The sequence below is a fragment of the Paenibacillus sp. FSL H7-0942 genome, from assembly GCF_045040715.1.
Classification (GTDB): domain Bacteria; phylum Bacillota; class Bacilli; order Paenibacillales; family Paenibacillaceae; genus Paenibacillus; species Paenibacillus amylolyticus.
Genome location: NZ_CP150279.1, coordinates 1565013 through 1587894, shown reverse-complemented (window position 1 = coordinate 1587894; position 22882 = coordinate 1565013). Strand labels below are relative to the sequence as shown.

Annotated in this window: 17 protein-coding genes; 3 read left to right on the top strand and 14 right to left on the bottom strand. The window is 45.3% G+C overall.

Features of this window, described 5'->3' with window-relative positions; all coding sequences use genetic code 11:
- Positions 1 to 406: 406 nt before the first annotated feature.
- From MHI48_RS07000 to rhaD, 7 genes are all read right to left on the bottom strand, one after another.
- Positions 407 to 625: an immunity 17 family protein gene (locus MHI48_RS07000; protein WP_076327279.1), complete on the bottom strand. Its 219-nt coding sequence runs from the start codon at positions 623 to 625 to the stop codon at positions 407 to 409.
- Between the two features lie 300 nt (positions 626 to 925).
- Positions 926 to 4930: an S-layer homology domain-containing protein gene (locus MHI48_RS06995; RefSeq protein WP_405143540.1), complete on the bottom strand. Its 4005-nt coding sequence runs from the start codon at positions 4928 to 4930 to the stop codon at positions 926 to 928.
- Between the two features lie 436 nt (positions 4931 to 5366).
- A complete protein-coding gene (locus MHI48_RS06990) occupies positions 5367 to 6725 on the bottom strand; it encodes an ABC transporter substrate-binding protein (RefSeq protein ID WP_340032171.1) in 1359 nt (452 codons plus the stop codon).
- Between the two features lie 371 nt (positions 6726 to 7096).
- Entirely contained in the window at positions 7097 to 7918 is an 822-nt protein-coding gene (locus MHI48_RS06985) for a carbohydrate ABC transporter permease (RefSeq protein ID WP_036669010.1), read from the bottom strand.
- A complete protein-coding gene (locus MHI48_RS06980) occupies positions 7915 to 8877 on the bottom strand; it encodes a carbohydrate ABC transporter permease (protein WP_074093958.1) in 963 nt (320 codons plus the stop codon). Before MHI48_RS06980 ends, MHI48_RS06985 begins: the two co-directional genes overlap by 4 nt.
- A 343-nt stretch (positions 8878 to 9220) precedes the next feature.
- Complete coding sequence (locus tag MHI48_RS06975) at positions 9221 to 11038, bottom strand: APC family permease (protein WP_036669004.1); 1818 nt, start codon at positions 11036 to 11038, stop codon at positions 9221 to 9223.
- Positions 11039 to 11299: 261 nt separating this feature from the next.
- A complete protein-coding gene (gene rhaD / locus MHI48_RS06970) occupies positions 11300 to 12145 on the bottom strand; it encodes a rhamnulose-1-phosphate aldolase (protein WP_405143537.1) in 846 nt (281 codons plus the stop codon).
- A gap of 439 nt (positions 12146 to 12584) precedes the next feature.
- Here rhaD and MHI48_RS06965 point away from each other — a divergent pair, with 439 nt between their 5' ends.
- Both MHI48_RS06965 and MHI48_RS06960 read left to right on the top strand, forming a co-directional pair.
- Positions 12585 to 12935: a hypothetical protein gene (locus MHI48_RS06965; protein ID WP_036668998.1), complete on the top strand. Its 351-nt coding sequence runs from the start codon at positions 12585 to 12587 to the stop codon at positions 12933 to 12935.
- 19 nt (positions 12936 to 12954) lie between these two features.
- The gene (locus tag MHI48_RS06960) at positions 12955 to 14199 is read left to right on the top strand and encodes a hypothetical protein (RefSeq protein ID WP_076319090.1); all 1245 of its coding nucleotides are present in this window, start codon (positions 12955 to 12957) and stop codon (positions 14197 to 14199) included.
- Between the two features lie 35 nt (positions 14200 to 14234).
- Here MHI48_RS06960 and MHI48_RS06955 read toward each other — a convergent pair whose 3' ends face one another.
- The 7 genes from MHI48_RS06955 to MHI48_RS06925 all read right to left on the bottom strand — a co-directional run bounded on the left by MHI48_RS06955 (position 14235) and on the right by MHI48_RS06925 (position 20368).
- Entirely contained in the window at positions 14235 to 14756 is a 522-nt protein-coding gene (locus MHI48_RS06955; RefSeq protein ID WP_081745950.1) for a GNAT family N-acetyltransferase, read from the bottom strand.
- Positions 14757 to 14877: 121 nt separating this feature from the next.
- Positions 14878 to 15570: a hypothetical protein gene (locus MHI48_RS06950; RefSeq protein ID WP_036668996.1), complete on the bottom strand. Its 693-nt coding sequence runs from the start codon at positions 15568 to 15570 to the stop codon at positions 14878 to 14880.
- Positions 15571 to 15744: 174 nt separating this feature from the next.
- On the bottom strand, positions 15745 to 16032 hold the full coding sequence (locus MHI48_RS06945) for a hypothetical protein (protein WP_036668993.1): 288 nt from the start codon (positions 16030 to 16032) through the stop codon (positions 15745 to 15747).
- 180 nt (positions 16033 to 16212) lie between these two features.
- Complete coding sequence (locus MHI48_RS06940; protein ID WP_036668991.1) at positions 16213 to 16701, bottom strand: DinB family protein; 489 nt, start codon at positions 16699 to 16701, stop codon at positions 16213 to 16215.
- Positions 16702 to 16728: 27 nt separating this feature from the next.
- On the bottom strand, positions 16729 to 17664 hold the full coding sequence (locus MHI48_RS06935) for a helix-turn-helix domain-containing protein (protein ID WP_405143533.1): 936 nt from the start codon (positions 17662 to 17664) through the stop codon (positions 16729 to 16731).
- Between the two features lie 255 nt (positions 17665 to 17919).
- Positions 17920 to 19086: a hypothetical protein gene (locus MHI48_RS06930; RefSeq protein ID WP_036668987.1), complete on the bottom strand. Its 1167-nt coding sequence runs from the start codon at positions 19084 to 19086 to the stop codon at positions 17920 to 17922.
- A gap of 61 nt (positions 19087 to 19147) precedes the next feature.
- Positions 19148 to 20368: an amidohydrolase family protein gene (locus tag MHI48_RS06925; RefSeq protein ID WP_076319088.1), complete on the bottom strand. Its 1221-nt coding sequence runs from the start codon at positions 20366 to 20368 to the stop codon at positions 19148 to 19150.
- Between the two features lie 459 nt (positions 20369 to 20827).
- Here MHI48_RS06925 and MHI48_RS06920 point away from each other — a divergent pair, with 459 nt between their 5' ends.
- Positions 20828 to 22882 (top strand): helix-turn-helix domain-containing protein, encoded by a 2055-nt coding sequence (locus MHI48_RS06920; protein WP_076251489.1) that lies wholly within the window; start codon positions 20828 to 20830, stop codon positions 22880 to 22882.

Here is a 22882-nt window from a genome sequence, read left to right as displayed (position 1 = left end):
GAGCAGAGCAAATACAAGAGCTAACGAATCGGAGACGTCTTATTCAAGGATATGAAGTGATTCCAGAAATCTAAAGAATCTGAGACACGCTATATCAGAATAAAACAGTCGTTTGCTGTGTATTTGCAAGGAATTCCAGTAAATAACGTGTCTGATGTTCCTTACTTTGTAAAAAGAAGAGCTAAAGGCGAAATAAGGCGTCCTGAGTTCCTTAGAAAATGGTACCCCTTTCCCCAGGGTATGAAGGCTTGGGCTTCAAGACATTTTAAAATGCTAATCTCCACACCCTAACTAACTTCGAAAATCTCAAGCATAAAGCTAAACGTACTAATCGTTACCTTCTACATTAAAGGCTGTGAAACTGAATTATGTACTCAGGCTCTGTAAATTTTCCCCTTTTATATTCCTACACTTTACCAATCAGCAACAATAGTACACCAATGGCAATCATGACAACACCGAGAATACCATATACCACTCTTGCACCCTGACGTCCAATGGTTTTCACAAAAATCCCTGCTCTAAAACTCTTCATAAACCAGTCCCAATTGTTGATACCACCGAGCAAACTAAAAATTCCTGCCGCTATGGCTAATAGTGCGATTAAAACGGGCTGTTCTTGCATGTCGTCAACACTCCTTCAATATAATCCTGTCTACTATACCTTCACTTGGTGAAAATTAACAGGCATTAATTGGGCGTATCTCAAAACTCGCTGAAGTGCATCTTTCACCGCCTTTTCGCCCCCTGCTGCGTCACTTTCCCTTGACGTGCCCCGGCACGCCTGCAGAAAACTTCCTTGCTTGGAACGAACATTCGGCAAAATCTACTTCCTTCGGAGTTTTCAGACACGCCCTAGTAAAAAAAACAGCTTGCAGATGGAAGTCTGCAAGCTGTTCAAATACGTTTGTATCATGTGTTTTTTTTATTGTTTTTGCAACTCGCTTGCTGACAATAACAAGGTTACCACTTCAGCACGTGTTGCTTCAGCGAGGGGGTTAAACTTATTTTTTCCTGTTCCCTTCACCAGTCCTGCATCATATGCAGCAGCGATATATGGAACGGCCCATGCAGGTACTTTATCTGCATCCGCAAAACTCAGTGACGGATTGGACTGTACAGGGAGGCCGAGTGCTCTAACGAGCATAACTGTCATCTCTACCCGCGATACTTTGCCCGATGAACGGAACGTATCATCCGTATATCCACTAATGATACCTTGATCCACTGCCTGAGCAATAAATGATTGCGCCCATGCAGGTATCCCGGCAGCATCCTTAAACGTTAATGCCTTGTTGCTGGCTGGAAGATCAAATGCTCTTCCCAACATCACAATGAATTCGGCGCGTGTGGCTGGTGCATTCGGACGGAAATTACTATCCTGATACCCGTTCACAATTCCCCGGGAAATGGCTTGCTCGATAGCAGCAGCCGCCCAGTGATTTCCGATGTCCTTCAGGTCTACAACCGGTCTGGTTGGAATAGGACTTCCTCCATTACCAGGAACGGTTGGCGTAGTTGGGGTCGTAGGATTGGTTGGTGTAGTCGGTGTGGTTGGAGTTACGGGCGGGGTAGGTGTTGTAGACCCTCCACCGCTGTTACCACTACCCGGATTACTTCCATTATTCCCGCTACCATTACCAGGATTGCTTCCATTTCCGTTATCTATAAAGGTTAATTGTGCAAGTAATGGATCATGATCGCTCACTCGACCATCTGCTGTTTCAAAGTCAGCATTCACATGCACCACTTCAATGGCTGCGTTATCCGTCAGGTTTTTACTCACCAAAATGTGATCCAATGTCTGAGAATTTCCGTCATAAATATAGGAATAACGCTTGTTCTCAGGCAGTTTATTTACCAGATTGTCCAGTTCATTACCTTCGACAATGCTCAATGTTTTCGAGAACTGGAAGTCATTAAAGTCCCCGAGGACAGCAACATTTACATCCGGGTCCTTATTGATTAATTCATTGACAAATTTATTGACAACCGTTGCTTGCTGCGCACGCTGTACTTCACTAATGCGAATTACAGGCTGAATATTTCCAAACGGGGCTAAATCCCCACCCTTGGAATTGAAATGGTTAGCGATAACAACCACACGTTCACCATTAAATTCAAACTCTGCTGCGAGCGGTTTGCGGGAACTGGTGAACGCCTCGTCATCTGGTGCAATACGCCCCGGATTAACCGAGAGACTACCGTCTGCTTTGACTGCGATTGCTGTCGTAGCATCACCTTTGCCGAAACCACTAGCTAACGATACACGGTCTGGCTGATAGAGGAATCCCACACGAATGTTGGCACCTGGTGCCCCGCCATCCTTATTATTTTCCGGAGCAATCTCACTGTATTGATATGTGGGGCCTTTATTCGCTTTGATTGCATCAATTAGAGTCTGAAAACTCTCATCGGCCGCTGTTGTACCCGTGTCAGCATCCCCATCGTTATCCTGAACTTCCATTATTCCTAATATGTCTGGCGTTTTCAGATTATCCACGATAATTTTACCGATTTTATTGGCTCGTGTTGCATCTTTTTTGCTGAAGTTCTCTACATTAAACGTGGCAACAGTCAGCTTTTCTTGTTGCAACTCAATTGATGTTGTTGCTTGTTTCAAACCATTGGACGTGATCGGAGGCAAATCGCCTTCCAAGTTAACCTTATAATTACCACCCGAATAAGAAAGCACACCTTTAATGGATCCTCTAAATTTGTCACCCGTTGTCACAGCTTGAGGAGGTTTTTTATTAATGAACAAACGTTGAGGATTTAGAGAACTCTCAAACTTTCCTGCTCCGTCTCCACGTAAGATTAATCCTCCTGCCGGAGTCTGCAATGAATTATTTGGTTCGTTGTCTACCGTTACTGCTAATCCAGGATTGTAAGAATAAGGTCCGAGAATAGTAGCATCATCTAATTGAATACGCATGCCTTCCAAACTTTCATAAAAGTCTATGGCATCCACGTCAGGGTTAAACTGGCCCAATCCATCCGAATCAATGACTTTCGGTATTACGCGGCCACCTTTTCCAATGATTACGGATTGTGGCAATTCTACATCGGGTTGTTCCAACGTAATCTCAGAAGCTACAATTTCAGTGGTTGGCAGGTCTGTTGCACTTGCTACATACTCTTTCACCTTGCCGGCAACCTTTACCTGGTCCTTGACTTTCATTCCATGATCTTTCTTATAGATTAAAATCCCCTCAGAAGTTGCCGGATCTCCATCTTCCTGACCAGGAATGGATTGCATATAGAATGAATCTGCGTTAATTAGAGATGTAACAATTCCATCTACATTCTGTACATTCAATCCATCATAGATGGAATAATGGCCTGCCCCCTGAATTTCGTGAATACGTACACCATCCACCCGATCCACCGCAGTATATTCAAAAGAAAAAATGGTGCTTACTCTGCTATCAGCAGTGGCAACAGCTTTAATGATTTGATTTTGAGTAATCGTAATAGGCTGTGTGTATTTCATGGAATTCACAGTTGGGTCAGAACCGTCCAGTGTATAGAAAATTTGGGCACCTACATAAGGGGAAGACAACGTAACTTCCGTTCCTTTTACAATACCACCGGAAGGTGTGCTCGCTGTTACGGAGAGCAAATCCTCCAGAATATCCGACGCCGTTCGAGGAATCAACTCCAGACCGTAAGTGGAATGGTAAGTCAAGACTCCTGTCACTTTATGATACGATTTGCCAACGGAGAGAGCTGACGGGCTGTTTTTGGCATAAATCAGCATTTGCCCGCCATGTTCATCTGTCGCCGTGTAAGTGGGCGTGTTGCTTTTTGTCACTTTAATATTGTTTACTTCGACAAGCATCCCTTCATACTGCCCTCCAGTACCCTTGCTCCCTCCCGCACTCGGAGCAAAATGAGATGAGTTGAGCGGTACAGGTACAGGTAGATCCTGTGACTTTTCAACATTTCGAATAAAGCCACCCTGAAATCCAGATTTGCTTGCTTCAACCTGAACAAGGCCATTGTAAATCGTAATTGGCCCATAGGCATCAATCCGGTCTCCAACTTCTATACCAGAAGCATTACCGCGCACAACGATCCCGGCATCGTTATCCTGAATATACAGATTCGATACACTTCCGGACAATTCGCTATAGGTTACAATGCCTTGAACGCTAACGGTCGTATTCTCAGTTGCTTTTCTTGCATCTGAGATTGAAATAGGAGTTGTGTCGACAAGGGTATAATCAAAACTGGTAACATCACTATTGTCGATCCCCTCTTTGGCTGCGTAGGTTTCAATGTGAATTGCATCATTTATTGTAATGGGCACGGTATAGGGAAGATAATCAGCGTCCGTATTTTGCTTATAGTAAACGGTTGCACCGACTGTGGGTGTTTCCAATGTAACCTGCGTTCCTGCCGGAACAGCACCAGAGGATGGATTAGCTCTGACGCTTGCCACTTTAGTTTCAGGTGTCTCATCGATTAGTTGGAAGGTTGTTGAAGAGGAGTCAATGTATTTGATGCCAGGTAGTGAGAGATAAGAGGTTAGTGTCCCATTGGTTACTCTAACTTTCTTTCCAAGAAGTTCGGGGTTGCTATTCAATCCAAACGTATTTCGTACTGAAGTAATATTAGGGATTTGAACAGAAAGGATCCTATTTAAATCTGTTTCACCTGGATTGTCCGCAAGTCCAAAATTACTGCCTCCACTGAACGGAGCTATAGTTTGCAGTTTATTTTTTGAACCATCAAAATACCCAATAACATATCCTTCTACCGTCCCCGGTAATCCATCATTGTTACGAGCCATCGCTTGAGCAACAGTTAAAGGCTCATCCGCCGCGGCTGCCTTACTGCTGAACAATCCAGCCGGAATTGCACCTGTGATGAGCAGGACCATGGCCAGGAAAAACCTGAGCAACCTCTTCATTTGCAGAACATGCATTTTTTACTTACCTCCATGTTTTTAAATTATAATCATAATCATTTGTTCAGATAGCTTGTACATTAGTTCAAATATAAGATAACTGAATAACAGACTCGTGTAAACAATATTTCTTCAATATGAAAGAAAATAGAACATATACATTACAGAAAGAAACTATTTTCTATTCTTTAAAGCTAATTAGGACTAATTTCAGATCAAAATTATGTCTTTTTGATCTTTTTAAGTCATGTTTATGTGCACATTAAACTATTTACGTTAGATAAATTAACACATAAGATATGAATCGTTTATTATTTCGACATTTTTTTACAGCATATTTCTATCCCTTTTCAAGAAAAATCAGACTTAAGTCTTATAGAATTTCAAGACACAGGCATAACAATACGACGATCAGGATTGATCGCCGCATCTTTATTATGAGATTAGCCTACAATTATTTCTTCACCGTGCTGTTATATTGCGCAATCTTGTCTGTAATTTGTTTGGCTGCTGCATCCAGTGCTTCCTGTGGTGTACCTTGTCCATTCAGGACCGTTTCAATCGCTCCTTCGACAAGTTGTCTGGCTTCCGGGAATACACCCATTAATGCCCCGGATGTTGCTGTCGAATCGGCGGAAGCGTGCAATTGATCGACTGCTGTCTGGAATTGCGGGTACTTCGCCATATTATCCTTTAATACTTGCTCATTGTAGGCTGCTGTCGTAATAGGGAAGTATCCTGTCGCAACACTCCAGTTCGCTTGTACCTCTGGTGTAGCCAAGTACTTGATGAATTCCCACGCCGATTGCTGTTGCGCTTCCGATTTGTTATTCATGATGTACAAGCTCGCTCCACCCACTACAACGCCGCCTTCTTTGGCATCCGCTGGACGAGGCAGGAAACCTGTTCCCAGTTCAAACTTGCCACCGGAACCTTCTACGATTTTACGCAGGCCAGCCGTGGAATCTAGGGTCATACCGATTTGCTGAGCGGTAAATGCTGCTGTTGTATCGTCTGTGCTACGTCCCAGATTGGAGAGGGTCTTCTCATCAATCATCTTTTTCCACCACGTTAAAGTCTTCACTCCAGCTTCGGAGTTCAACAGAGACTCTGTGGCTGCTTCATTTCTTCCGTTTCCATTGTTTACATAATCTGCATTCTGGTTTGCAAAGAACTGTTCCATAAACCAGCCGTAGATCGCCATGGATGCACCTGGCTTACCGTCTTTCGCCAGTGCTTTTGCTGCTTGCTCAAACTCTTCATACGTCTTCGGCGGGTTCTCCGGGTCCAGACCTGCTGCTTTGAACATATCCTTGTTGTAATACAGGATCGGGTTGGATGTGTTAAACGGCATGGCGTTCAATTTGCCATCGATGGTGTAGTATCGGATGATGTTTGGCTCCAGTTGGGACAGGTCGAACTGATCCTTGTCAATGAACTGTTGTACTGGCGTAATCATGCCCGAATCGATCATGAACTTGCTACCGATCTCGTAGACCTGGATAATGTCTGGACCGCTGTCTGAGCCCATGGATGCTTTGAGTTTGTTCAAGCTCTCATCGTACTTCCCTTGATAGATGGGTTTCACCTGAATGTCGGGATGGCTAGCGTTAAAATCGGAAGCGAGTTGATTAATGGCTTTCTCCCCAGCGCCAGACATGGAATGCCACCACGTCAATTGTGTTGTTTCAGCTGCGGCCGCTTCTGCTTGTGCTCCACTTGCCGGGCTGCTTGTTTCAGCTTTTGTTCCGCAAGCGGAAATGACCAACATGAGTGCAGCCAGCATTAATGCGAATGTTCCTCTTTTTTTCAAACGAAATCGCTCTCCTTTTATATGGCTCGCGTACAATAAAATCTTGGGGATGACGCGGTGTGGCCGTTACGGTTACGAATCGTTCTTTTGATCGCTGTTATCCCCGGATTTTTCTCACTCCCCCTATCAAAGGGGAAAATCCGGGGATAAAGGCGAACGCTTTGCTTCTTCAGAATCGATTTCGTCCCCTCCACTACTACCGTCGTTCATTTCAACATTTTATTTGAAGCACGAGCCTCATTTTATTCGCTCCTGGTATCCAGACCTTAAGAGCTGATACATGGTTTAATTCAAAACCTCTAAATTAAAATCTTTAGATCAAAACCTTCAGAGCTTCCACTTCAATTAAATAGTTGTAAAACTTTCTCTTCCTACCCCTTTAGCGCGCCTGCGGCCATACCGCGGACAAGCTGTTTCAACCCGAAGATCAATAACAGTAAGGATGGTAGAATGACCATGGCTGTTCCGGCAAATACAAGATTCCACGCTGTGGATTCCTGGAACTCCAGCATCGAGATTCCGATCTGTGCGGTTCTCATTTCCGGTGTGTTTGTCACCAGCAACGGCCAGAGATACGAATTGTACATGCTTAAGAATGAATAGATTGCCAGTGTTCCAAGTGCCGGACGGGACAATGGCAAGACATGCGATATGAAATAGCGAATATGACCACAACCGTCGATCCTCGCCGCCTCGAACAATTCCTTGGGTAGCTGCATGAAGAACTGTCTTAGCAGGAATGTACCAAACGCCGTTGCCAGAAACGGCACGGTAAGCCCCTGGTAACTATCTAGCCAGCCCCAACTGCGAACCGTCAGGTAGTTGGGGATCATCGTCACTTCCCATGGAATCATCATCGTTGCGACAAACATGCTGAAGATGACGTTTTTGCCTTTGAACTGCATTTTCGCAAAAGCATAGGCTGCCATACTCGCTGTAATCAATTGACCAAGCGTTGTCAGTCCTGCGACAAGAAAGGTATTGCCGATAAATCGACCGATCGGAACAATATCAAATACTTCGCTAAAGTTGGACAGATCGATTGAATTTGGAATGATATGCGGCGGATAAGCACTCGCATCTTCCGGCGTCATCACGGCCATGAAAAAGGTGTACATCACCGGATACAGCACAAGCGCTGCACAGATCGTCAGTAATACATACAACAGCGTTTTGGTCCATGTCGCACTCATTGGTAATGCACTTTCCTTTCTACCCATTTGAACTGGATCAGAGTCAGCAGCATAATCACCACGAACAGAATCAGTGCCTGTGCACTACCTGTACCAAAGCGGAAATTAACGAAAGCCTCCTGATAGATGGAATAGACAAAAACATTTGTACTATCCATCGGGCCACCCCGGGTTAGAATGTTGATCTGACCGAACGATTGAAAAGCGCCAATGATCGATACGACCGTAACAAAGAATAACGTTGGTGACAGTAGCGGCATCGAGATTTTGCGAAACGTCAGCAAGGGTCCTGCGCCGTCAATCTTGGCACTCTCGTAGATCTCATCCGGGATGCCTGCCAAACCACTGGATAGAATAATGTAGTTGAATCCAAGGTTCATCCAGATCGTCATGATGGAGATCGAAATCAATGCCCAATCCGGGCTGGTGAGCCAGGGAATTGGATCGATGCCTACTTTGCCAAGCAGATAATTCAGCATGCCCAGGGTCGGATGGAACAGAAACTTCCAGATCACCGCTGACGAACCAACGGATAACACCACGGGCAGCGAGAATACAAATTGGAACACACGCATTCCCTTGAACCGGTTGTGAGTCAGTGCAGCAAGAATCAGAGCAGCCAGCATGCCCGTGGGGACTGTAAACAGGACAAATAGTAATGTCACTTTCATCCCTTGCATAAACAGTCCTGATTGGAACACCGCCTTGAAGTTATCCAGTCCTACGTAAGCCGCAATCTGTCCCGTCGGATCTGTGGAATGCAGACTCAGGTACACGGACTTAAACATCGGGTAAAACAGAAACACTGCAAACAAAAGCAGCGATGGTGCCAGGAAACCATAGGCCAGCAGATTCTCCCGCATTCGCTGCACACGCAGCGAGGCTGTCCGGCGCTCACTCGTACCGGATACGCGCCGTTTGGCGGCGGGCAAGCTGATCCGGTTATCAAGCTCACTCATCGGATTTTCTTCCCCCTTGTTTCACGCATTCAGTGTGTGTGAAATGTTAGATCAACTTCAGCACCACGTTATCTAGTGTAAGAGTCGAATGTCACAGCAAAATTCATTCTGAATCAACGTAACGTTAATCATGGATAAGGGACTTTACGGAACCAGGGATCAACTCTACGCCGGAATTAGAATTAGATTTCATGACAAAAAACCGCAGGAACTCCCCTGTTTGGAGATATCCCTGCGGTTTGATGTGTAAATGGAATATGAACGTTTGTCTATTAATAAAAGCGACTCATTTTACAATAATCTGTAAATCTTCCAAACGAGGTAAAGCGATTAACCGTTCGAGTTAACGATTAAGATGATATGGCACCGTGGTGACAATCACGTCTTTGTAATTGATCAGATAGGCTCGGATCATGAAGCTGGTCTGGTTGTGCAGTACATTTTGCCACCAATGCTTGGTGATGAATTGCGGAATCAATATGGTGATGTGATCGGTCTCAGCCGTTTTCCACTCTACTGTATCAATGAATTTCTTCAGCGGCCCCATAATGCTACGGTATCTCGATTTGATCACGACCAGACGAACACCTGGATTCCATTCTTCCCACTTCTGCTCCATCTTGCGTATGGCCTCATCATCGAAGCCAATGTACAGCGCGACCACATGATCCGACATCGTCTGGGCGTAACTGATCGTATTCATAACGACCCGGGTAATGCCCGCAACAGGAATGACTATCGTATTGCCTTTTTTGGCTGGCTTATCGACCTGAATATCAATCCGCAGCTCATCTGCAATGTTACAATAATGACGGTGAATACGCATGAACACATAAACAACGAGCGGCAAAAAGATAAAGATGACCCATGTCTGTGTGAACTTGGTGAAAATAAAGATCAGGGTAATCGATAATGTGGTCAGCATACCGACGGTATTGACCAGCAACTTCATCTGCCAGCCAGACGGCTTGACTTTGATCCAGCGAATCATCATACCGAGCTGTGACAGGGTAAATGGAATGAACACCCCTACCGCATAGAGCGGAATCAGGCTTTCCGTATTCCCTTTGAACCCGACCACCAGCAGCGCAGACATCACACTGAGGAAAATGATCCCGTTTGAGAAACCAAGGCGGTCTCCTCTGACCATAAATGCATGCGGCATGTATTTATCCTTTGCCATCATGAAGGATAACAGCGGAAAAGCCGAATAAGCTGTGTTGGCTGCGAGGAACAGGATCAGTGCCGTTACACCTTGGATGATAAAATACATCGTGCCCCTGCCAAACGTCGCTTCAGCAATCTGGGAAATGACCGTTGCTTTGGGATCAGGCTTCACTCCGTACCCATAAGCCAGTAAGGTGATACCGATGAACATGGCTCCCAATATACAACCCATAAGCAGTAATGTACCCGCGGCATTTTTCTCGGCAGGCTGCTTGAAGTTTGGGATCGCGTTACTTACCGCTTCCACACCAGTCAAGGCCGAACAACCGGAGCTGAATGCTTTTAACAACAGAAACATACTCACATGGGATAGACTTGTTCCGAATTCAGGTGCAGCTGCTTCCATCCCCCCGGCAAGAAATTTGATTCCACCCGAGATAATCAGAACCGCAATTGAAAAGATAAATAGATAGATGGGGATCGCCAGCACAGACGCTGACTCCGTCACTCCCCGCAAATTCATTATGGTTAGAAAAACAATCATAATCAGAGCAATCACAACACTGTAGTCATGCAGCATAGGAAAAGCCGACGTAATCGCATCCGTCCCTGCCGACGAACTTACCGCAACGGTCAAAATATAATCGACCAGAAGAGATCCTCCGGCAATCAGACTGGATGTTGTACCCAGGTTATCCTTGGCTACGATATAAGCGCCGCCCCCTGTTGGATAAGCAAATATCGTCTGGCGATAGGAAAAAATTAAAATGACGAGTAATCCCAGCACGGCGATAGAAATCGGAACGGAGTACCACAGGGCGGCGAATCCGGCCGCAACGAGCACCAGCAAAATCTGTTCCGTACCATAGGCAACGGACGATAGGGCATCCGAGGACAGGATGGCGAGTGCCTTCCATTTCCCCAATTTTTCTCCATCCAGTTCAGCCGATTTCATTGGCTTGCCTATTAAGATTCTCTTCATTTTGCCAAGCATGATCATAACTTCCTTCCGTCTCTCATCTGTGAAGCATTGTTATTATGCAAAATCGCAGAGCCGTTGACAATACGTCATTTCACCCGAATTTCGCCAGCGCGTGATAATGCATTCTACGATTCAATAATCGATAACAAAGCCATTCTTGTTCAGCAATTTGAACTTTTTTGAACCAAAATGACGATTGTTCGTCAAAAAAAAGGAAATGGCCTTTGGTTCATTGAACCAAAGACCACTTCCTTGATCTATCCGTTGACTATTTTATCTGCCCAGAATTCCGGGACGAGGGGTAACACCAAACGCTTGTGCCAGTGTGGTCAGCTGCTCATCCGTAATTCTCTGCCGGATCTCGTGACCAGCAACCAGCATATACACTTGGGCTGCCTTCTCGATGGTCTCAATCAGACCAAAAGCCTCATCAATCGTTGTACCTGTTCCAAAGATGCCATGTTGCGGCCAGATGACCGCGTGGTATTCTTTCATTTTCTCAGCCGTTTCGCGACCAATCTCGTTCGATCCAGGAATCATCCATGGAATAATGCCAATCCCATCCGGAAATACAACCACACACTCCGTGCACATTTGCCAGAGGGTCTTTGTCAATTTTGCTTCATCCAATTCGTGGATAAATGTCATAGCCAATACGTGAGTGGCATGGTTGTGCATGACAACCCGGTGGTTCGGGTCCAGTTTCAAACGTTCGATATGGCTCATGAAATGTGTAGGCAACTCACTTGTTGGATTCGCGCCCGACTTCAATCCCCAGAGCACTTCCAGCTCCTGTCCATCTTGCGATACACGCAGCACCCCTAGATTACTCTCCGGATCAGCGAGTACATTTTTGAAATATTTGCCCGATGCGGTCACGATAAAATACTTGCCTGCCAGCTCATGCACCGAAGATGCCGGTTTGATCTTGCGAATCACATGATGGATATCGATATATTGGGCAACTTCCTCTTCCTCCAGCAGATAGCTGACATTACCGCCATTACGCTCATCCCAGCCATTTTTCCACATATGTTGTGTAATCTCAGCCATCTCACGGACAAATGGGATATGGAAACCTGCAGCCTGCGTTGTTTCATTGCTAAGGGTCACGTTCATGATCAATCTCTCCTTATATTGAAAATCAAATGGCTTGCCACGTACATAGTAAGTTCCTTATTTCACATTCATTATACCTTTGTTTATCTTTGATAGTCAATAACAAACACAGAAATATACTTTTGATTGTTTTTGTTTAGTTTTGTTTATTTGAAAATAAAACAAAAAAATACCCCGCCGGCGCCCGGCGGGGTCAGTCACACATCTATTTAACACGAGAAGGGGTTTACAAGACTTATCTTACCTCTGCTACCTTAATAGAAGCTGAAAGCGAAATAAAAAAAGCATGAAAACATATATTCCCTTCGGACAGAAGATTCAGTTCCTCCTTTTCATTCAGTACATATATCTCTCTGTCCAAACGCTTTCGTCAATTCTAACATATGCTATTCTAGCTTTTCTCAGGAAAAGACATTCATAAAAAAAAGGAGATGAACCTATGGCAGTCCTTTCTACAGGCCCGATCGAGAACAACCTCTCCGGTGGCAGCAGACCTACACAACAAGTCACTATCAAAATGGTCAACACCGATTCCATCAATACGTCCAATGTACTCATTGAAGGTTATTTCCTGAATGGAACGAGGACCTTATATGTGCTGCAATCCGTTAATCTGACCCCCGGGCAAGTCTTCTCTCAAACCTACTATGCCAACCTAGATGGATACGAATATGTATTCACAACAGGTGGAGGCGCAGCTGCATCAACTGAAATTTCAGTGTGGGGAAAAGACAGCACTGGGCAAATCGTCACCGCACATCGTATTGTTTCGAATGAACTAACTCTATAAAAAAAGGGGAGGAAATCAGATGGCCACAATCTCATCCGGGCCCATTGAGAACAATCTGGTATCCGGATCAAGACTCACCCAATCGGTTACTGTCAAGATTGATAACGAAGATCCAGTCAACGCCTCAACTGTTCTTATCGAAGGATATGTGCTAAACGGAACGCGGACCTTGTATGTACTGGAATCCATCTCGCTTGCGCCCAATGAAGTCTTCACCAAGAGTTATTATGCAGACTTGGATGGCTTCGAATTTATTTTCACTACCAGTGGCTTGGCGGAGAGCTTAACCGACGTTTCCATGTGGGGCAAAAATGCCACAGGACAATTGGTCGCTGCCCATCGACTGGTAACTTCTGAATTGCTGGGTGCCGAAGGTGGCACTCCCGACTTCGAGTGGGGACAGACGATCTACTGGGCTGACTCCAGCGCTCCAGGACCAGGTACCGGATCACCCTTTGATCCATTCAACTCCCTACAGGCTGCTATCGACGCAGCCACGAACAGCCCTCTTGCGGTTACTTTTGGCATGAGAGCCCGGTTGATTATTCTTATTGCCGGCAATTCATCCTTCAATGAAGACATTGTTATTCCTCCTGCAAGACATGTGCAAATTCTGGGAATTGGCCCTTGGCAACTCGGAAATTCGGATCTGGCCAACTTCGCTTCTTCCATTCCCCGGAATGTCACGATCCAGACAAGTCAGGCTGCAGAAGATGTCTATCTGGTTCAAGGACCTGCATTTGATGCTCGTCCTGTTACGGTTATAGGAACGTTTAATGACGGCACGTCCGTCAGTACGCATACCAACTACACGGACGGCGCCATTATAAGCGGTGACGTCACTTTTCAGAACGTGGCTGTGGGTGACCCGTTCACGACCATTGAATTTCAACTGCTCAATGCCAGAGTCGTAGGAAATATTGTACAATCGGGTCATATGGGTAATCTGAATGCATACCTGTATCACAGTCGCATCAACACCATGGTTCATAACGGTTTGAATATTCAAAGGATGGTAGATAGTACTTCAGACAGCACCATTAATGTAAGAGGATACTCACACATTACCAATTCCACGATCAGTGGCAATGTGACCGTCACACTCGCCTTAAGTGATGTCCCTCCAACAGGCATATTTAGTAGTCAGTTTGCTACGATCACCTGGACAGGACCTTTAACGCTGGATGCCGCCTCCAACTATTATTTTGTTAACAGCGGATCTATACTTGTGGGAACCAAAACCGTATTATTCAGTATCGCCTAACACGCAATCCCTGTCCTTCATTGGTCGGGGGTTTCTTATTTTCGCAGCACATATGATGGATGCATCTTTCCTGTTGGTTCATAACGTTCATCACCTGTATACTCAAATCCCAGCTTGATCAAGATGTGACGTGACACTTCATTATCCGGATGATGCCCGGCAAACAGTGCCTTCACATTCATTTTGTCAAAGGCATAACCAATTACCGCCCGCGCCGCTTCCTGGGCATACCCTTTGCCCCAGTGATCCCGGGTTAGATGGAATCCCAGTTCATACATATCCTCTTCTGAAGAATACGGACGCAGGCCACAACAGCCCACAAACACCTCGGACTCTTTCTCAAAAAGGGGCCAATATTGCACACCCGCTTCCTTCTGCCTTTGAATCTCCTGTGTTAATCTCGCTTCTACTTCATCCTCGCTCAGAAATCCCTTGCTGCTAATCCATTTGGCAACCTCATGATCGCCCCACAATGCAAACGCCAGCGCACGATCTCCTTCGTTCCAAGTCGCACATTCCAACCGTTCCGTTTCAAATAAGATTGTTCTATTCATCATCCACTAACCTCCTGTATGCCAACACCAATCTGCGTGCAGCTTATACCTTAAATTAATCGAATGACCGTCAGGATAAACAACATTTATAATCTGTGTACATGTTCATCCCTTGTAATAACACTTATAATTGCTTAGCCAATTTCTCAAATTGATTGATGTGAGGCTTGATCTCTTTCTCTACACTTTTTATAAAAGAGCTGAATTGCTTGGAAATATACTCTTCTCCAACACCAATATGTTTATATACTTTTCCCTTTTTATATGTAAATGAGAATATATAACCACTCTTCAAATCATTCCAAATGTCTCCGGCATACCCTAAGATTTCAAATCTCAATTTCGAATCTTTGTAAAGAAACGAATATGGCGGATCATATTCCCCATTTCGTACATCATAGCCTGCAATCCACTGATCTTTTGCAAATGTCCCTGTTTGGATTCGCGATTCCAGCATATATCCAGTCAAAGCTATTTCGTTAACATGAAGTTTACCTTTACCATCTTTCTTGTCATTCTTCCAGTTCCCATCATACTTGGACTCTGTAATACTGTCCTCTCCGCGTGTTATAACTTTATATACGCCGTGTCCCGAACGTTTTCCCTGTGCCCAGCTTCCTTTGTAGGTTTTGGTTTTCCCCCAGGTCATGGTTCCATTCCCGTGAGGTTTTCCATTTTTGGTCTCTCCATAATATGTAGCCCCATTGCCATACTCCAGAGTAGTCTTTTCATTCGCCGCCTGAGCAACATGTGGTGACAGGATTGCAGACAATCCTAAGGTTATCCCCAAAATACAGATGAACATCTTTCTAAACATCAAATCTCCCTTTCTCTCGCTGTATAAGAAATTCATTCTTATAACAACCTATTAATCAAATAATAAGACTCTAGTATAATATCACTTTCAATCCAGAAGGTTCCACATAAAAAAAAGAAAAACCCCTGCCGACAAGATGTCCGACAGAGGCCGTTCCAATTCAGTTCACACCAATTACAAATCTGCTACGGCGAATTGAATTGTTCCGGAAGCTGCGCCTCCAAGGTTAGCTAACAAGGCAAACACCAGAACTCCACCTGAAGAAATGGTAAGGCTGCTGTTTACAGGAACAACGTAAGTGACTACTGGTGCATTAACACGTGTGATCACGAGAGATACCGGAAAAGGTCCAAAGTTGTTCACTGTAGCGCTGGCATTTGTGCCTCCAGCCAAATTTTCGTAGTAGGACTTGCCTACTCCGGCAGGAAGGTTGTAATTTTGTATCGGTAAAAGGATGGCCATTGAAATCACCTCCTTTTTGCTTTGATACGGTATTCTATGCTTGAAATCTATTAAAGCAACGGTGAATTACCAGGGTCATAATGTCCAATTTTGATAGACTTCATAGATTGATAGACGAATGTACGCAAAAAAGCCCCACCGGACCATCCGGTGGAGCCAATTAAGCTTACTTTAGTTTAATTACGCATACAGCATGAAAAAGTTCAGTTCATGGCCCTGCTGCTTGAGATAGTTATACAGCTGCGAACGGTGATGGAATACATGCGTTACGGTTTCAATCTGCCATTGAACCTGCAAGTGACCATGTTCCATATAAAAAGCTTTTGTTGAACGATTCAAAAAGTCGTCTTCGCTCAATCCTTTGATATAAGCTTTGTAGGATTCGAAATTGCTCCATAATGTTGCTTCAAGCTTCTCGATATCCTCAATCCCCGACAGGCTATTCTCCACCAGCCCAACCTCAGCTTCACCTTTTTCCTGCATAATGGCAAGATCCGATGCCGTGATTTGGATAAAGTGATGCACTAGCTCCACCAATGAACGCATATTCTCCTGTGGACGATACGACCAATCCTCCGAACGGATCAAGCGAATTAACGAAGCCCCCGTCCGTACGCCTGTTTCCAATTCATTTAACAAGTGATCCCGAATCTGCAATGTTCCATTCATATATGATGTCTCCCTTATCTTTTATTCTCACGACTTCAGTATAACCGAAGGTGCTGCAGATCTATTGTACAAATCGGACAACATTCTGCCATGCTCCCTGGCTGCCGTCAACGGAGTCTCTCCATAAAACTTGCGAAATTGCCGAATTAGATGGGCTTGGTCAAAAAATCCATGATTCTGGGCAAGCATTGCCCAGTCTGCCGTGTCCCCTTGATGAATATCACTCAACACACGATGAAAACGAACCACCTCACTGAATCGTTTGGGACTGATTCCGACCCACTCCGAGAACTTGCGATGCAGCTGCCGCTCACTGATCACTTCACGCATCGCCAGCTCTTGGACACTCATACGTCCCCCATCCATAAAGATGCGGTGCAGCACGTTTTTCATCACATTGTTCTCCGATGTGCTTGCCTGCACGGTAAACGGACTCAAGTACGCATTCATAACCTCTACTCGCTCTGCAAAATGATTCGTTTCGGCCATCCGTTCCTGAAGCTCGTTCAGCTTCTCCGGCCAACATTCCTGAAGGGCAATTCGCTTATCCGTAAACCACTCCAGAGGCATGCCATGGAAGACATGCGCTCCACCCGGGAAGAACCGGACACCAAAGGTGTAGTCTCCAGCAGGGGAACCATCATCGGCTGGCTCAGGTACAGCGAACGGCTGTGTATAATTGCCACAGTAAGCATAGGAGTGCTCTGAACAGACTGGGTCGTATGTAATCAGCATGTCCGTGCAACCATCCGGTAATACCCGGGCAGGTACCGTCATCATCGATCGCTCTGGACCTTCTCTCTTAGCAACATCCGCATGTGTGTTCGGAAGAGATCCTGATTCCCAATAACAGGCCACATAAGCCATCAGACCAGCAGCAGGTACTTTCTCAACATAATAACTGTTAGGGTACGTTCCATTCATCTGAATAGGTTTAAACAACGGGTGCAAACTGTGATCCACAATTCCATCCTCCGGTCACTAGAGTTGGTTACACATTATGTATTTATCTATCATACCATCAACCGCAGAAATGAAGAAAAAAAGTGCCCTACCGGAGGACAATCCGATAGGGCCAGTCACACATCTATTTAACACGAGAAGGGGTTTACAAGACTTATCTTACCTTCCCAACCTTAATGGAAACTGAAATTGGGATGAAAAGAACATCAATTTTTCTTATAGTGCGTGTTCAAAAAGACCGTTTTTGACAACCTCTTAAAGTGTCTTGATCAGTATGGACGCAATTAACACGGATGCTGTTGTGACCGTTGTGAATCCACCTACCAGCATTGGCGTTAAAATCTCATCGAGGATGGCTTTGCGTTCATTTTCATCACGTCCAACTGAACGGCTTACTTCCTCACAGATAATGTAGTCCCCCGGAAAACCGAATAGTGCAGTCAGTGCCACAGGCAGACCTTTGAGCGGGTCCCATTTGAACAGCTTGGAGCCAACAAATCCACCGATCAGCACCCCAATCACACCGATTGCGATAATGAACAACACTGGAATAATGGAACTAACCACCGCATCGAAAGTGATCGACTCCATACTTGTCATAACGACTACGATCAGACCTATCATGGCAATTCCCGATGTACTTGCTTTATCCAGAATACGAGATGGGAACAGTCCGATCAGATGTCCGAGGACCCCCAGCAACAGAGCCCAGATACTGTAGCTAAGTCCGGTTACATTACCTAGATAAATGGAGAGACTACCCATAATGAACAAGAGCAACAGCAGAATAGGTGCGGTCTGGAATCGCTGTGGAAGGAATGTTTTGGCATTCGCTTCTTTAATGTTCACATGGCCTTCCCCTGCAACCTTGTTCTCAAAAGCGCCCTGCTTCTGCAGTTTCAGCGCATATCTGCGCAACATATTGGTTGCAATCGGCATCCCCACGAGGGAATGAATACCCAGAATAACAGCCGGAATTGTAATCAGATGACCCAGATTCATCTCCTGCAACTTCGTGGTTGTGATCAGATATGAGATAATGCCACCGACAACCGGACTTGATCCCGCAACAGCCGTAGGATAACCATAGAACGGTGATACGATTAACAGGATAAGACCTGTCGCCGTGAGTGATGCGAACAATGAGATCAGTATAGCTTTATATTGGGAACGTATTAATTTCAGCGGTATTAATGTCCCCATGTGTACAATCAGCGGAGCCACCATGAGAGCCCCGAACGCCGTCAGAGCAGAGCTGGATACCACTCCTTTAGGAAATAACCCCGCCCAGTTCAGCAGCAAATATCCGATCAGAATAACAAGCAAGGAAGGAATTCGCGCTTTGGACCAGATCGAAACCAGTTCCCCTATAGCTAAAATAACAAGCAATACTGTGGCGATATATATCGGTTGACTAAACATGGTGACTTCTCCCCATTCTCTATGTTGTCAGTGCAGTTCAGTACACGTAGAACCATCGTTCTTATTTCAAGCGTTCACCTGATAAATAGACCTGTTCGATATTCTCTGTGTTTTCGAGCAGTCCAATATCCGTCAACGGATTCACATTCAGTACCAGCAGATCAGCAGCTTTGCCAGGTTCAATCGTACCGATCTCCGCTTCCATCTGCATCGCTCTCGCCGCATCTCTTGTTGCGGCTACAATCGCTTCCATCGGCGTAAATCCAACATCTTCAACAAGCAATCGAAGTTCTAGTGCATTCCCGCCATGCTCAACAGGTGCACATGTGCAGAAGTCTGTCCCTACTGCAATGGTTACGCCTGCCTTACGCGCGATAATCATGTTCTCAATATGCTCCTGATATACACTTTTGGCTTTGCGGATGCCAAATTCGGGAACACCGTATTTATGCCCTTCTTTGATGATCCGATGTACAATGGCCAGCGTTGGAACCAGAACCGCCTTTTGATCCAGCATCATGCCAATGCCTTCTTCATCAATGTAGATCCCGTGTTCAATGGTGCGTACGCCCGCTTCCAACGCATTTTTGATCCCCTGTACACCTTGAGCATGTGCAGCCACATAAGACTGTACCGCTTCCGCTTCATACACGATCGCCTTCAGCTCATCCATGCGGAATTGCGACCAGCGAGGGTCATCTTTCTCCGAAAGTACCCCGCCTGTGGAGCACACTTTAATGAAATCCGCCCCTTCACGGAACTGCGTGCGTGTTGCCTTAATGACTTCCGGAACCCCGTCACACACGGTGAAGATATTCAGTTCCGTTGGAATCATATGGATATCTGCATGTCCACCCGTCTGAGAGAGCATATGACGGGAAGTTTTAATCCGCGGCCCCTTCACCACACCTTCCTTGATCAGATCGCGAATGTATACAGCAACATGGCTACCGACATCCCTGACGGTTGTGAATCCTGCGTTGATCAGCTTCGGCAGATCCTGAAGTGCTCTCCCCATCTGGAGTTCATTGGCCTCCAGCGCCACCGCAGCCATATTTAGATTTTTGGCCCCGTGTACATGGACATGGGCATCGATTAATCCGGGCATCACCGTTTTGCCTGTTACATCAACAAGCTCGGCATGTTCCGGAATTGGAACGGTTGCTTTTGCACCCGCAGCTATGAATTTCCCGTTCTCAACCAGGACCACACTATCGGAAACAGGCTCTCCACCTTGTCCATCAATCAACAATGCACCTACAAAAGCAGTAATTTGACTCATCTGTACTCCACCTCATTTTCAGACTTGGTTGTAAGTTCAACTAAAGAATATTTACACTGACCACTCCGATGACAGAATAACCTTCCGATCGCTGTTATCCCCAGATTTTTTTTAATTCCCTTCTCCAAAGGGAAAATCCGGGGATAAAGGCGAACGCTTTGCTTCTTCACGTTATTTCTGTCCTCTCCGTTCTCGTGTAAAAAGTTAAGTTGAACTTAAATATTACGTATATCTGTTCGATTTACAGCTCTACTGTTGTACTACGATGAAATTGTATCGTGTTAAAGTTAATGACATTATATAAGTTGCAAATGTATAATGTCATTGTTGATAGCAACAGCATTCTAATATTAATTATGGTGATATACACAATACAAAATATAAATCACACAGCATAGTGAAGATCATGTTATATATGTAAGCATTCTGCCATGTGAACACAAAAGGAGTACGTTTGCTATGATTCATGAAGCGGTTCGCTCATTTATGGTTCAAGTCTTTGGGTCTGTTCCGTACGGAATTTGGATCAAGGATGAATATGATTTCCAGTGGAATAACTGGCTACGTGAAGGAGAGTTACCTGAATATACAGATCAAGAACAGATTGAGTCATCCTGGAAGATTCTCAGGTACACGTTTGTTTTTTTGTCTAACATCAACATTCGTGTGGTTATCGATACCCAGAAACAACTTACCCTGCTACAGAGTGAACGTCTGGAGTCTTTGATTCGGGAAGGACTGCTGAAGCAACAGATTGAGAAGGAACGTGCACACAATGATCGATGGTTGACCGGACTGCGGGAGCTGACCTGTTCCCTGGAGCTGAACGATTTGTTACTCAAAATCATGGAGAATGCGCTCCATGTCATCCCCTCCCTTTCCTGCGGACTGTTCATGATGGTTGATCCGGACTCTGGCAAGATGATTCCTAGAGCCAAAGTCGGTTTTCAGGATAGCGTGTATCAATATCAGGGCGAGCTGGATGAGGGCATTACGGGAAAAGTATACGAGGAAGGCATTGGCCGAATGTATAGCACACCGGATGATGCCTTTAAAGATATGGGCAATGTTAGTCAGGAGAATGCGGATATCATTGTAAGTTCACTGCCTGACGGTATTATGGCAAAAGGACTTATCGCCGTTCCCGTGACAATGAATACTCACAAAATCGGTGTAATGCTGGTATACCAATTTGAACAAAACAGACGATTTGCCCCACATGATCTGAATGTAATGCAGGGATTTGCGGATCAGGCAGCCATTGCCATCTCCAACGCCACCATGTATTCAGAACTGCTGGAGACGAACCGATATCTCGTTAGCCGCAATGAAATTCATAATCAATTCACGGCACTTTCCATTGAACATGTGAGCCTCGGACATATCATTGAGACGGTTGGGTCGATGCTGAAACTTCCCACCTATTATGTGGACATGGCGAGAAATGACTGGTACCCGCTCATCCCGGAAAGTGTCTTGCTAAGTGAGCTCGATATCTATACCGCTCTGGACAGTCAGTTTAACCCCATCACCTTGTCCGGTGGAACGGATCATAGCGATTATTACCTCTATCCCATTGTGAACGGATCTCTGGTGCTTGGCTGTTTTGCCATCCAATTAGATCATCCGTTAGGTCAGTTGGATCATGTGATTTTGGAACAAGGCGGAGCTATTGTGATGCTGGAGATGGTGAATACCTACTCACTCACCGAGATGTCCTATCGGAAAAACCATGATTTCTTTAGCGATCTCGTGCAATATAGAGAACCACAGCAGTTGGAGGCACGACTTTCCAGCTTTCAGTTGCCAGCCCATCAGTCCTTGTTCGTCGCTCAATTGCAGCTCTATGGGGAACATCCCGACATGAAAACAACTGAAAATTGGGTGCGCAAGTTGATCGGATTTATCGAAAAGGAGCTGGGCACCCGCGAACATCTATTGTTCAGTGCACATCACAAAATTACGATTCTGGCTGCGGCATCCGAGCCCAAGGTCAGACACTGGATCATCAGCAGGCTGGAAACGGCTGTGGAGAAATGGACCACCTCTAAGACTCCTGCCCTATCTATCGGCATCGGTGGACTGTATCAAGGGCTTGAGTATGTGTCCAAAAGCAATGACGAGGCTACACGCTCGTTGTCCTTTCTGCTGAAACAAAACAAAGCGGGCCTGATGCTCTACGAAGAAATCGGGATCAATCGCTTGTTTCTGAACCAGGAACCTTCCGATATCGAGAACTACATTCACGAAATTCTGTCCCCTCTTCAACAGCAAAAATCAGGAGAGCTTGAACTCACACTCAAAACCTACATTGCCGCGAATCGATCTGTGCAAGCCACAGCCGAACGTCTGCATATTCATACCAATACGTTGTACCTGCGCCTGCGCAAAATAGAGGAGATTCTAGGTGTTGATCTGAACGATTCCGAGGGTTGGATGAAGGTGTATCTGGCATGTCATTTAAGTGAAGTGTACTCTGTTGCTCCTACCGCAAGTGGAGCACTAAAATTGTAA